Consider the following 14,264-nt stretch of genomic DNA (forward strand, 5'->3'; position numbering starts at 1 on the left):
TTATCTAAAAAGTACTATCCTGAAATATAGTACCAGACAAAACTACTACTTTTTTATTCCAATTCTAACAACAAAACTGATTGTGCTTCGATACTGAAATCTGCTTTTAAATCAAATGATTTGTTGGTCAGAACATCTTTCCCTAATTTGAAATCTTTTATGTTTTCCTCAAAACGTTTCGTTTCGACTTTTCTTGAATTCAATCCGTTATTTAAAATCACCATAACGGCGTTCTTATCAGTGTATCTAAAATAGACATAGAGATTATTTTCGGGAATATAATGTGTCATTTTTCCAAAATGTACCGCTTCATTGGTTTTTCTCCATTGAAATAATTTGGAGGTAAAATCAAAAAATTGTTGTTGCTGAGCAGTTCGTTCATTTTTGACAAAAGCATTGTTGTTGTCACCTTGCCAACCTCCGGGAAAATCCAGACGAATTGCCCCATCGCCTTCGTTTTTATTACCTGCCATACCAATTTCAGAGCCATAATACAACTGCGGAATTCCACGTACAGTGGCAAGTAGCGTCATTGCCATTTGGTATTTTTTAAAGTCTTTTTTGTAGATTTCGTTAAAGCGTTGCGTATCGTGATTTTCAACAAAAGTCAACAAGTTATTTGGATTTGGATACAGAAAATCATTGGTGAAATTATCATAGATTTTAATAAGTCCGTTATTCCAATCTGCCTGATTTTCGTTGAAAACCACGCTGGTTGCATTGTGTAACGTAAAATCCATTACGCTGGGTAAATAGGAATTATAATTTTGAATCGCAGCCACTTTACTGTCTTTTTGCCAATACGCCATTTGAGCCTGATCGTGCATCCAAACTTCACCCACAATATTAAAATTAGGGTATTCATCGGTGATGGCTTTAGTCCATTTGGCAATTCCTTCTTTGTCATTATAGGAATAAGTATCTACACGAAATCCATCTAAATCAGCATATTCAATCCACCAAATGGCATTTTGAATCAAATAATTCAACACCAATGGATTCGATTGATTCAGATCGGGCATGGATTGAACAAACCAGCCGTCCATACACATTTTAGCATCCATTTTAGAAGCATTAGGATCAAATTGAGTAGTCATTCGATAATTGGTTTGCGCATATCCGGGAAATTGATGAATCCAATCGTAGGTTGGTAAATCCTTTATCATCCAGTGTTGTGCTCCCCAATGATTGGTCACATAATCCATAATGAGTTTCATGTCCCTTTTATGCAATTCGGATGATAATTTCAGATAATCTTCATTCGTTCCGTAACGGGAATCAATTTGATACACATCCGATTGACCGTATCCGTGATAAGAACCCTGAGCATCGTTGTCTTCGCAAAGTGGTGTTGACCAAAGTGCCGTAGCTCCCAATTCTTTTATGTAATCCAAATTTTGAATAATTCCTGCAATATCACCGCCGTGTCTTCCGGACGGATTGTTTCTGTTTGCTTTTTCAGTCAGTGTTTTTTGGCTGTCGTTTTTTGGATTTCCATTAGCAAAACGATCCGGCATAATCAAATAAATCATATCCGAAGCATCGTAACTTTTGCGTGAAGCGGAATTTTCTCTTCGCTGTTTTAAAGCATATTTTTTAGTAAAAACTACTTTTTTGTTTTTCGAAAATGAAAATAGCAGCTCTTGTGCCGGAACGTCTTTTGTGTCGATAGTCACAAACAGATAATTTGGGTTTTCTGTTTTTTGAATGGCTTTGATTGCAATTCCATTGGAAACAGCCACTTCATTTTCGGCAATATTTTTACCATAAAATAAAATTTGTAGTTCAGGATTATGCATTCCGGCATACCAAAACGCAGGTTCCACCCTTTGAATTTGAGCAATAGTGTCTAATGAAAACAAAAGCAGTAACAGCATGACTGCCTTTACTATTCTCGACTTTTTATTATATTCTTTAAGATTCATATTTGTAGAAATTAATTCGTTTTAAATTGCCAAATTTGACCAACTGTTTCTGCTCCTTTATTGTCTTTTACCACTACTTTCCAATAATAATTTGTGGCATTCTGCAAGGAGTTTATCGTCAGGGAAGTCGTTGATAAATTGCTTCCCACTTTTGTCACAGGAGGATTTGCCGTTCCCAGGTACACATCGTAGCTAAGAATATCATCAGTATCAACATCAGTTGCTGTCCATTTTAAACTGACCGTTGCCGAATTGACGAAAGAATTAATCTCCGGCTGTAACAATTGAGGCAAAAAGGGTGAATGATTGGTCACAGCCGTAGCCTCGGTATAAAAACTATAGGTTGCTGAATAATTGCTGGAGGCATTCTTGCTGTCGGTTGCTTTTACTCTCCAATAATAGGCCGTTCCTTTGGTTAAAGTTATTGTTTGCCCAATTGCTGCTCCTTCGGCTGTTTTCACAATTTGTGTAAATTGGTTATCAGTTGCAATTTGTAGCTGATAAACAATAGGATTGTTTTCTGCATCAGTTGAGGCATTCCAGGCAAAATTAACCGCATTGTCAATACAAAGGGTAGCATTTGCCGGAGCTACTAATGCCGGAATACCCGGAGCTGTATTTTTAGTTTCCCCTGTTGCTGAATCATCACTGCCACAAGAAAACAACAGCAAACTCATGAAAACGGAATAGATTGTATTTCTCATGTTTATTTTTTTATGACGGTTATATGTACAGGATTTTCTAAATATACTTTGGCGATATAGATTCCACTGGCTAATTTTTCCAGATTAAGCTGTGTTTTTTGGTCAACTACAACATAGTCTTCTTTTGAAATTAATTGTCCGGCAGATGAATACAATTCGATGATTACTTTTTTAGTAGAAGTTGGAGTCAAAATTGTAAACAAATCCTGAGCAGGATTAGGATAGCCAATAGTATTTTCTATTTCGCCAACTATCTTTTTGGTGTACATTCCCTCGCAAGGTTTAGCCGATTTTACCAGCAGTACATCTCCTTGTTGTACGGCAACAGTAAAATTAGCCGAATCGGTTTCAAATTGCGGACTGTCATTAAGAAAAACTTGATAAGGAAGCGTTCCTTCGGTAATTTCTACAGCAATTTTATTATAAGAATATGTCGATTTAGCAGTTAAAGAAGCGCCTTTGTTTATGGTTACATTAAAACATTGTTCGAAGGTTTTTCCATCGATAGTAATACAAACCGTGTAATTTCCTGAAGCTAAGTTGGGAACGTTCAGACTGTTTGTGAAATTGTAATTTGTTCCGTTGATGCGAGCTGTATAATTGTAAGTCTGCGCTGCTGAAATGTTTATTTCGCCGTTGTTTTTATTGGCACAAGTTTCTGATTTGGATTCGACAGTAAAATTATCCGATGGCAATGCAAATGGAACATCAGCTGAAAAAGCGGGTTTATTGCCGTAAATTCGGAATTGACCGGCCGGAATTGCAATAGGAGCATTTACATTGGTTACATTCAATGTTGTATTATCCATCAAATTGTACCATTCTCCGGTATGAGGAAATCCGGTGGCTACATTTTGAGTTGTCACATCAAAATTAGCCAGAATTACTACCTCTTTCAAACTATTGGCTAGCAATGAAGTATTTGATATTTTGATGTTTTTAGTTAATGAACTGGAATTTGTAATGGTTGCTGTTCCCGAAAAAACAGCTTCCTGAGTTTTTAGTTTGATTATTTTGGACCAGTCGGCATAAATTTTAAATCGATTGTCATTGTTCAGCCAATTATTTGTCCATTGGTTTTGTGGTTTGGTGTCTAATTTACAATCGCCAGAGCTAACATCTGTTGGAGAATTTACAGTGCCATTATTACAGGTAAATATAGAATCGTCATAGCCTAATTCGCCAAAATGCCAAATCATTTTAGGCCCGGGAATCAATAAGGAAACTGCTCCAACAGCCGACATTCTGGATAATGCCGTATTTAGGTTTCGCACATTATGAGTTGCATTGCTATTATTTCCAAATTGTAAATTTTTATACATCAGGCGTTCCTCATCATGACTTTCGGCATAACCCATCAATCTGTTTTTGCTAAAACCTCTGCTGTTGCTGTTCATTCTTGCAATGTTTGAAGGATATCCCATAGAAAGTTCATTGTATTCATTGGTCATTTTTCCCCATAACATAATTCCTTTGCTAGGTGTTTCTTCAACTCTGTAATTGGCCCACTGTTGTTCTTCGGCATCGGTTCCCAGATGTTCAAAAATAGTATAATGCGTTGGGTCTAAACTCCAGGAATAATCGGCATAGGATCTTAAAACATCCACCCGGTCTTGTTGGTAAGCATTGGTACAACTTTCATCCGATGCGGTACAGTTTTGCGTAAAACCTTTGGTTAAATCCCATCGAAAACCATCTATTTTATACTCTTCAATCCAATGTTTGATTACACGATGCACATAATATTGGGTTCTGGATTGTTGATGGTTAAAGTCTTCGCCAACATTATACGAATGTTTCGCCACCGTATTAAAATAAGGATTTTCAGTTGAAGGACTTCCCCAACCATCACTGTCAGGATCATTCATCCACATGCGCACCATTGGATTTCTGCCAAAGGCATGATTCAAAGCAACATCAAGAATTACGGCAATTCCGTTTTGATGGCATTTATCGATAAGCTCTTTTAATTTATCGGATGTTCCATAAAATTTATCCAAAGCCATGTGAAAAGAAGTATTGTAGCCCCAACTTTCATTGCCTTCAAATTCCATTACCGGCATTAATTGAATGGCGTTTATTTTCAGATTTTTGAAATAATCAATTCGGTCAATTAAACTTTGATAGTTTCTTTTTGCATCAAAATCCCTGACTAGAACTTCATAAACCACCAATTTTTCTTTTTCAGGTTTCACAAAATTAGTAGTAGCAGCACTCCACGGATAAGACAATTGTCCAGTTTGTAAAACTGTAACTTCACGTTCTTGAGCTGTTGGATAAGACGGTAAGTTAGGATAGGATGCGGCCGGAATTGCAGGATCATCAAAAGGCGATAAAACTAAAGTGGAATAAGGATCGGCTGTTTTGACCATAGCAGGAGAATTTGCCAGAGGAGTTGCATCAACAACCCAATATTGATAGCTGTATTTTGTTCCGGATGTCAAACCATTTAATTCTAACCAAAATTTTCCTGAAACTGGGTCTTTTTTCATGGCATAGTTATTATTGGGTTGCCAATTATTAAAACTACCGGCTACATAAACAAAATCTTTTAAAGGAGCATCCAGTACCAAAGTTGCTTTAGAAGTATCGGAATTATTATAGTTGATGCCGTCTTCCAAACCAGAAGGCATAGTTTCAGAAATAGTCCCCGGATTAACAATAACGCCAAATTTCTTAGTTACGGTTGTTGTTCCCTGAGTAATTTCCAATACATAATTTTGGTTTGTGGTTATGTTTGAATGTGTAAAACTATATGCGGCTGTAGTCACTGAATTAATATTAATTCCGTTAGCCGAAAGAGTATAGTTGGCATTCCCATTTGTGTTTGCAGCCGATATGGTAAAATTTTCCCCGGAAGTAATGATTGTAGAGCTATTTTGCAAAGGAGCGGTTAATGTTGCCTGAAAAGCGCCTACATTAAAAAAGGTATCTGCTGTTTGCATAGTCCCGGCATCGTTTCTAATGACTACACAAATTTCAGTAATGGCACTTGATGTTGGAATACCAAAAAAGCTATATAAATCAGGAGTTATTTCTAGTTTATAATTGCTTCCGGAGACTAGTGTTAAGGCGGGTTGTGTGGTGTTGTTTCCCCAACTACCTTTTACATTTTGCCATCTTGTTCCGTTTACGGTTAAACCAATATGAGCGTATAGCGTACCCGAATAAGTTGCTAAAGGAGTTCCTGTTTTATTAAAATTAAGAGTAACATTTGCATTTGCAATTGCAGGGGAAGGAGTAGTGGTAAATTGAGCAATACAAATTGATGACAACAATAAAAAAAACAAAGTAATTTTTTTCATAAATAGTTGGATTAAAAAAGGGTTACCCGGTTAAAGGCAACCCTTTTTATATTGAACAAAAAGTATTATTGTTGATTAGGTAACATCAGATAACTTCCGTCTAAATCATTAAAATAGACTTTGTATTTTGATTTGGATACCGGAATATCACCTCCGCTGGCTCCGTTAGCGGTGTATCCTGAAAAAGCAGTATCACCACCCCAGTTTACATCCCAGGCGTTATTAGCTCTAAACTTACCTTTTCCGTCAAATAAACTGATGGTCAGTGTCCAGATATGAGGGTCAAAAGTGGATTGAACCATATCAGTATCTTCTCCCCATCCTGCATCAGTTCCTGTTCTTGAAGAACCTATAAAACCAATGGTTGTGTAGGTGGTTGCCGCTGAAGCATTATAAGGAACCAAAGTATAAGTCAGGGTTTGTAGATTCATTGAAAAGGTATAATAACCCGCTGTTGGAATGTTGAAACTTGCCGGATCGGCATCAGCATTTGTTGCTCTGTACACAAGACTTCCTCCATCGCCCATACCATACATCGGTGTCCAACTTCCTAAAGTTGAAATTACTTTGAAGTAGCCTGCTTTGAAATAACCGGTGTATTTATACAGTTTCGCATTGCTTCCGCTTCTAAACATTGGTTGGTTTCCATTGTTGTTATTCCAGTCAGCAACTGTGGCATCTCCTACTAAATACCAGTCGGTAAATGGATAAGCCAGTAATCCGGAATAGGCAGTAATGCTTATGGTAATTGTTTCTTCTGTTTCCATTGCTGTACTTCCTGCAACATTGCATTTTACTTTTACATCAAACAACTTAGCGGTTCCGGGAACTGCACCAAGTTCAATTGCAGCCTGATTTAGCGTTTTTACACTAACAGATGCCTGACTAATATCACTTGTGCTTGCTAATGTTTGAGCATTGGTAAAATCGCCATCTTTTGCATCGATAAGCAATGTATAACTAACCACTACATCATGAGAATATTCCGCAGCAGTCCATTTGAACAAATCGGCTTCGTTGTTAGCATTGTTTTCGGTAAGTACAAATGTTTTTCCTGTTAGGGGTAAGGTCATTTCGGGAGCTGAAACACTCTCCAGAACGGGTCTGTTATCGACATCATCAGCGTTACATGAAACGGCTAAGATGCTAATAAACGCGATTACTATTTTAGATATATTTTTCAATTGCATCGTTTTGTAAATTAAAAAATTAGTTGGTATAGCCTGTGTTTTGTTCTAATGTTGGGTTTGCCTGAATAATTCGGGAAGGAATAGGCATTAAATCTCTGTAGGATTCAGTTGCAGTACCATTTACGGTTCCGCCTTTCCATTGCCAGATTTTACTTCCTCCGGTAAATTTTCCAAAACGAATTAAATCGGTTCTTCTGTGGCATTCCCAGAATAATTCTCGTCCTCTTTCATCCAGAATAAAATCAAGAGTTAAGTCGGAAGCACTTATCGATGGAGCATCGGCTCTGTCTCTCAGTTGGTTGATGTAGCCCACAGCTGTTGCCGTATTTCCTGAAGCAGCTCCTCTAACGGTTGCTTCGGCATACATTAAGTAAACATCAGATAATCTAAACATTGGAAAATCAGTATCCGGAATATCATTTCTTTGAGCCGCAGTACCATCTGCTTTTTTGTTGATGTATTTTGTTACCGCATATCCATTGGTAAAAGTTCCAATATTGGCAATATCCAGTGTTTGTCCATCGGTATAAAAAGTACCTCTTTTGTCGGCGGTGGCAGTGGCGTCAGGGAAAAGAGCAACAAACTCTTTGCGGGTTCTGATTCCAAACCATCCTCCGTCCATACCTCTGGATGCGGCATCCATGCTTCCTCCGATAGAGGCGTGCAAAATAAAACTCATACCACCACCGGTTGCTCTAATAGCGTTTCCGTCACTTACAATTGGGAAAATAAATTCATTTTGAGCACCATTGGTATTATTATCAGCGGAGAATAAATAACGATACGGAACATTTGCAAAAGTATATCCTGAATTGTTGATGATGTCAGCACAAACAGTTCCGGCCTCATTAAATCTGTCGGTTCCGGTATAAACTTTAGAATTCAAATAGATTTTTGCCAATAAAAATTTAGCTGCCGTTTTATCCACTCTTCCGTATTCATTGGTTCTTGAAGCGGCAAGGCTGTTATCCAAATCTTTTAATTCCGATTCGATGAAAGCAAAAACTTCGGCTCTTGTTTTTTGTTCCGGATAGAAAAAACCAACTGGGTCATTCTCAGTAGTAATAGGCACATTTCCGAACAAATCCATTAAATTATAGTATGAAAATGCTCTTAAGAAACGGGCTTCGGCTCTAAAAGTGGCAATTTCAGCTTTTAGACTTGCATCAACACCTCGGGCTGTTAATTTCTCATCCGTTGTTTGTCTTAAAAATTCATTAGCCACACTGATATGATAGAAAGCTCTTGAAAAAGTTCCTGCTAAAAATTCATTGGCAGGTGACCAGTTTTGGGTGTTTAATGTAGGTAAAGTTCCATCGGCCCAAGCAATAATGGCTTCGTCAGTTGGTAATTCCTGTACCACAAACAACAATCTTAAATAACTACTGAAGTCACCTCCAAGTCCGGCAATATCTGCCGTTCCATCACCATCATTTCCTCCCACATACAAACCGGCATATAGTTTAGCTAATACTTGTTTGTAAGATTCCGGATTTTCAAAAAAGGTTTCCGATAAAAATTCATCGTCATCGTCGGGTGTTACGTTTAAGTCGTTTGAACACGAAGTAAGCGCCATATTTAATCCTAAAATCAACAGGAAAAAATAAGATATATGTTTAAATGCTATTTTCATTTTATTTCTTTTTAAAATTTGTTTTTCAGTTTAGTAATTAGAAATTCGCATTAACTCCAAACAAGAAAGTTCTTGCTCTTGGATACACATTATTATCAATTCCGTTGAATTTCTCCGGGTCTAAACCGTTGTATTTTGTAAGTACAAGAACGTTTTGAACTCCTGCTGTAAATCGTACTGAAGCCACTTTAAATACTTTTTTATCAAAAGTGTAGCCAATGGTTACGTTGTCCAGTTTTATAAAAGAAGCATCTTTTAAATAATAGTCAGACAGGTATCTTGAAGTACCATTATCTTCAAAAGTGAAGCCTGTATTAAGGTAATCAGTACTTACGTTAGACAAATCGGTTTGTCTTCTTAAACCAGCGTCTGAATAGCCTAAATTAGAACTTACGTTATCAAAAATATAGTTTCCTAAACTGGCTCTCCAGTTCATTGTGAAATCAAAATTTTTGTAGTTTACCGTTGAGAATAAACCAAAAGTATAGTCTGGTGCCGGTTTATTAGCTCTGTAACGATCACCATCATCTAGTTGTCCATCGCCATTTCTGTCAACATAAGCTCCTGCAATTGGTTTTTTATTGGCATCATACAACTGTTCGTATAGAAAAAACGAATTAGGTGTAAACCCTACCGAGTTGATTTGGATTTTATTTCCACCACCACCGGCAATGTTATCTCCTGTAAAATAACCTTGAAAACCAGGAACTGTAATTCCTAACTGGTCAATTTTTTGATCGATATAAGTGGTGTTGAAAGCAAGATTCCAAGTCAGATTATCATTTTTAATAATATCAGACTGAATGTTAAACTCAATTCCTTTGGTTCTTACGCTACCAATATTAAAGAAACCTTGATTTCTAATGTTAGCTCCGTCAGGAACGGCAATTTCAGCTAATAAATCGGTTGATTTTTTATCAAAATAGTTAAGCGAACCTGTGATTCTATCATTAAAAAAACCATAATCAATACCAAGGTTCATCTCGGCTAATTCTTCCCATTTGATGTTTTCATTGTAACCTTCCGGTCTGGCAGTTGAATAAATGGTGTTTCCAAAAATATACTGTGAGCTTATTGTGCCTAGCGTTACTCTTTGTAAGTAATCATACTGAGCCGAAATATCCTGTTGTCCTGTTGTTCCGTAACCAACTCTTAATTTTAAGCTTGATAAAGTTTCATTGTCTTTTAAGAAAGATTCTTCGGCAACATTCCATGCAAAAGCAGCTCCTGCAAAATTCCCCCATCGGTTAGCTTCAGAAAAACGGGAAGTTCCGTCTCGTCTATAGTTTAATGTTAATAAATAACGGCTATCATACCCTAAATTCAAACGTCCAAAATAAGATTGAAGGTTAATATTCGGATCTGTAATAACGTCTTCTTTAGGATTTGGCTGTCTGGTTTCTCCAGATTCGTATTTTTCTTTTTGGAATAATTGATAGTTGTAACCCGCTGTTGCATCAATTTTAAACTTGCCTACATCTTTAGTGTAATTAAAGTAAGTATTTAGGTTTTTATTTTGAAGCATATCAGTATAACGGGAGTAATTTCCTAAATTGACCCAGTTACCTGAAGTAAAAGCATTCGGCTGGAATCCTAAAGGACTTTGCGTACTCACTTCAGTATATCCTTTGCTATCAAATCTATCAATACCCGCTTCAGCAACTACTCTTAGATCTTCGAAGAAATGCAATTTATAATCTAATCTGATATTCCCCCATTTTCTGGTAGAAGTAGCTCTTCTTTCATCCTGATTGAGTCTTGATACAGGATTTCTTGCTGGTAATAAAGGTAAATTTCCATTAGGTTCTAACCATTCAAAATAACCTCCATAACGGGAATTGGCGTCATAAACCGGCTGAGTTGGGTCAAAACCTATTGCACTTCCTATTACAGCTCCTTCGTCCTGAAATTGATTTTTACCAAAAGACATATTTCCGCTAATGTCAATTCGTAAATGATTATCAAATAAAACAGGATTTAAAGAGATAGAAGTTGTAGTTCTCTCAAAAGAAGTATTTCTTAAAAGCCCCGAATTATCAACATTCCCTACAGATAATCTTATTGGTAACTTATTAAACAAAGCACCACTTACAGAGATGTTGTTATTCATGGTTAATGAGGTGTGGAAAATTTCATCCTGCCAGTTTGTATTAGCTGTTCCTAATAAAGCTTTTTGAGCATCAGAACCTTTCTCGTTTACTAATGCACGAAACTGATCAGCAGTTAAAACATCTACCTGATTGGCTACCGTATTCACACCTAATTGTGAACTGAAATTTACTTTCACTCCGCCTTTAGTTCCTTTTTTAGTAGTAATAACAATTACACCATTAGCAGCACGTGAACCGTAAATTGCCGCTGCAGAAGCATCTTTCAAAACCGTAAACGATTCAATATCATTTGGATCGATTGTAGAAAGAATACTTGTCGCACCACTTGGCACGGCATTGCTTAAAGGAAGTCCATCCAATACAATTAAGGGTTCGTTTGATGCTGATAAAGAGGAACCTCCACGGATTCTGATATCGGCTTTTGCTCCGGGAGCTCCGCCACCGGTTACATTAACACCCGAAATACGACCACTGATTAAACTCTCCGGAGTTACGTTGACTCCTTTGTTGAATTCTTTGGCTGAGATTTGGGATACTGAACCCGTTGCGTCTTTTTTCTTCACGGTACCATAACCTACTTGTACTACGACCTCTTTTAGTTCATTAAGATCTTCAGTAAGAACTACCCGAAGATTTTGTTCATTAGCCGGAACTTCTTTCGAAGCAAATCCGATAAAAGAAAATTGCAATACAGGGGAGTTGCCTGTTGACGGTAAGCTAAAGGCACCATTTACATCTGTTATTGTACCAATGGTTGTTCCTTTGATTAATACACTTGCTCCAATTAGTGGTTCTCCTTTTTGATCTACAACAAGACCGGAAATTTTTTTAGTTGCAGTTTGAGCAACCAGGTTTGGTACAATAAATAGCATATTACATAGTAGTAAAATGTAATACATGCTGTTTTTCATTTTGACCATAATTTTTTGTTTTTGGTTGTTAATAATTTTGGTTTTACAAAATCGTTATGCGCTTTTCGTTTTTAGTTTGGTAACACTATTTCGATTTCGATAATGTAAAATTATATGGATTTAACAGCCTCAATTTTAACAACAATAAAAATGTAGTTAAATGAGTGATTTTTTCATTGTAAATACACTGAAAATCAATGGTTTGTTGTTTTTGGTGTTGCAAAAAAAGTAGTGAATGTGTAGTTGAAAAATTGAGTTTCAGTTATTTTTAGCCCTGTTGATAAATAGTTAATTTAATAAACAAATAATTGTTTATTGTACAATTATTTATTGGATTAATTGTGTAAATTATAATATAAGTTACGAATAAATATATTCTTAATAAAATTTTAGGTCAAAAAAATAATTCAGAAAAGAGTGTTGTATAAGTTGTAGAAAGACAGAGAATTCCCTTTTTTTGGATGAATAATTAATAGCCAAATTACGGCTTTATTCAATAAGTGCCGAATGGCTTGATTATACAGGAGTTTTTTTGTTTAATTCCTTTAATACTATCAGGGATAGTTGTAATTGGTTCTTCTCATTTGATTTGTAATTCCGTTTTTTGGATGTTTTAAAGGGGAAAAAAATATTGTAAATTTATTCTTATTTTGTTTTTTTGCTTTGAAGGTTTTTTACACCAAAATAGTGTATGAAAAAGCGGTAATCCAAAAACAAATTTCAGATTACCGCTTGTGGTCTTATAAGTCGATTTTTTATTCGCTAAGTGCGTTCCATCCTCTTGCTTTTAGTGGGATTTTAGTGTTAGCGCGGGTAACTAAATGGATTCCCTCAGCTTCTTCGGTCATGTGTCCGATAATTGAGAAGTTAGGATTTCCTTTGATCTTGTCAAAATCTTCAATCGGAATGGTAAATAATAATTCGTAATCTTCGCCGCCGTTAATGGCTACTGTTGTACTGTCAATATCAAATTCTTCACAAACATTGATAAACTGTGGGTCTAATGGTAATTTGTCTTCATATAAATTACATCCCACTTTTGATTGCTTGCACAAATGAATAATTTCAGATGATAATCCGTCTGAAATGTCAATCATCGATGTTGGTTTTATTTCTAAAGCGTGCAATAAAGTGCGAACATCTTTGCGGGCTTCCGGTTTTAACTGACGTTCAATTAAATAAGTATATAATTCTAAATCAGGTTGCGAATTTGGATTGACCTGGAAAACCTGTTTTTCTCTTTCTAAAACCTGTAATCCCATATAAGCTGCACCAATATCTCCGGTAACCACTAATAAATTAGTGGGTTTGGCACCATTTCGATATACGATTTCTTCTTCGTCAGCTTCACCTAAAACAGTAATGCTGATAATTAATCCTTTTTGAGAAGAAGTAGTATCGCCACCAATAACATCTACTTTGTATTCATTGGCTGCCAATGTAATTCCGTGAAATAATTCTTCCAAAGCTTCCAGTGGAAAACGATTCGAAACGGCAATAGAAACTGTAATTTGAGTAGCTTTCGCATTCATAGCACAAATGTCAGATACATTTGAAACGACAGCTTTGTAGCCCAAATGTTTCAATGGCATGTAAGCCAAGTCGAAATGAACGCCTTCAACCATAATATCAGTTGAAACCACTACTTTTTTGTCTTTAAAATCCAAAACAGCGGCATCATCACCAATTCCTTTTAAGGTAGAAGCCTGGTTGATTTCAAAGTTTTTAGTCAAATGGTCTATCAATCCAAATTCGCCCAATTGAGCTATGCTGGTGCGTTGCGGGTTTTTATCTTCGATCATAGTTTGTAAGTTTCAAAGGCGCAAAGATACAAAGTTGTAGAGGTTTTGACCATATAAAAGAAATCTATTTGAGGATGTAGTTTTTATAAAAAAAATAAAAATTGAAAATACTACTGACAAACTGTTGTCACCAGCCGTATCTACTTTTGAAGAAATAAAAATATAAACTTTAAAATTATGAAAACACTAGCAGCTCAAGTTATTACTCCTGAAGATTTATTGAAACACTGGCAAGGACATCGTGCCTTAACACGCAGGGTTATTGAATTGTTTCCTGAAAAAGATTTTTTTGAATTTTCAATTGGTGGAATGCGTCCGTTTGCGAAATTAGTCGATGAACTTTTAGCAATTGCGGCTCCGGCGCTCAAAGGAATTGTAAATCGCGATATCCAGCCTTATACTGAAGCTTCTGAAAAGCTGATTTTGAAAGCACAATATCTTGAAAAATGGGATGAAGCTACTGACGAAATTAATAGATATTGGGAGCAGTTATCAATTGAAGATTTTAATGAAACTTTTAATCTTTTTGGACAATACGAATTCCCAATTATTCATAACATTTTATATTTTATTGATAACGAAGTACATCATCGAGGTCAGGCTTATGTTTATTTAAGAGCCTTAAATATTGAGCCTCCTTTTTTCTGGGAAAGATAAATTATTCGAACTCCTAAGGTGAATTT

At 36.2% G+C, this 14,264-nt stretch carries 8 protein-coding genes; 1 reads left to right on the plus strand and 7 read right to left on the minus strand.

The features are described 5' to 3' along the window. Positions 1 to 53: 53 nt before the first annotated feature. From IEV84_RS04260 to thiL, 7 genes are all read right to left on the minus strand, one after another. Positions 54 to 1,925, minus strand: a complete 1,872-nt coding sequence (locus IEV84_RS04260; RefSeq protein ID WP_188492739.1) for a glycoside hydrolase family 13 protein — start codon at positions 1,923 to 1,925, stop codon at positions 54 to 56. A gap of 11 nt (positions 1,926 to 1,936) precedes the next feature. Continuing rightward, positions 1,937 to 2,629, minus strand: coding sequence for a glycoside hydrolase family 78 protein (locus tag IEV84_RS04265; protein ID WP_188492740.1), 693 nt, complete (start codon positions 2,627 to 2,629; stop codon positions 1,937 to 1,939). A gap of 2 nt (positions 2,630 to 2,631) precedes the next feature. Beyond that, positions 2,632 to 5,934: an alpha-amylase family glycosyl hydrolase gene (locus IEV84_RS04270; RefSeq protein WP_188492742.1), complete on the minus strand. Its 3,303-nt coding sequence runs from the start codon at positions 5,932 to 5,934 to the stop codon at positions 2,632 to 2,634. Between the two features lie 65 nt (positions 5,935 to 5,999). Next, the gene (locus tag IEV84_RS04275) at positions 6,000 to 7,118 is read right to left on the minus strand and encodes a SusE domain-containing protein (RefSeq protein ID WP_188492744.1); all 1,119 of its coding nucleotides are present in this window, start codon (positions 7,116 to 7,118) and stop codon (positions 6,000 to 6,002) included. A gap of 25 nt (positions 7,119 to 7,143) precedes the next feature. Beyond that, positions 7,144 to 8,757: a RagB/SusD family nutrient uptake outer membrane protein gene (locus IEV84_RS04280; protein WP_188492746.1), complete on the minus strand. Its 1,614-nt coding sequence runs from the start codon at positions 8,755 to 8,757 to the stop codon at positions 7,144 to 7,146. 37 nt (positions 8,758 to 8,794) lie between these two features. Further along, positions 8,795 to 11,788: a SusC/RagA family TonB-linked outer membrane protein gene (locus IEV84_RS04285; RefSeq protein WP_229732591.1), complete on the minus strand. Its 2,994-nt coding sequence runs from the start codon at positions 11,786 to 11,788 to the stop codon at positions 8,795 to 8,797. 746 nt (positions 11,789 to 12,534) lie between these two features. Continuing rightward, positions 12,535 to 13,581, minus strand: coding sequence for a thiamine-phosphate kinase (thiL, locus tag IEV84_RS04290; protein WP_188492748.1), 1,047 nt, complete (start codon positions 13,579 to 13,581; stop codon positions 12,535 to 12,537). Between the two features lie 177 nt (positions 13,582 to 13,758). Between thiL and IEV84_RS04295 the strand changes: the two genes are divergently transcribed. Then, complete coding sequence (locus IEV84_RS04295) at positions 13,759 to 14,238, plus strand: DinB family protein (protein ID WP_188492749.1); 480 nt, start codon at positions 13,759 to 13,761, stop codon at positions 14,236 to 14,238. The last annotated feature ends 26 nt before the right edge of the window (positions 14,239 to 14,264 follow it).

It is taken from the genome of Flavobacterium palustre (assembly GCF_014639535.1).
Lineage (GTDB): Bacteria > Bacteroidota > Bacteroidia > Flavobacteriales > Flavobacteriaceae > Flavobacterium > Flavobacterium palustre.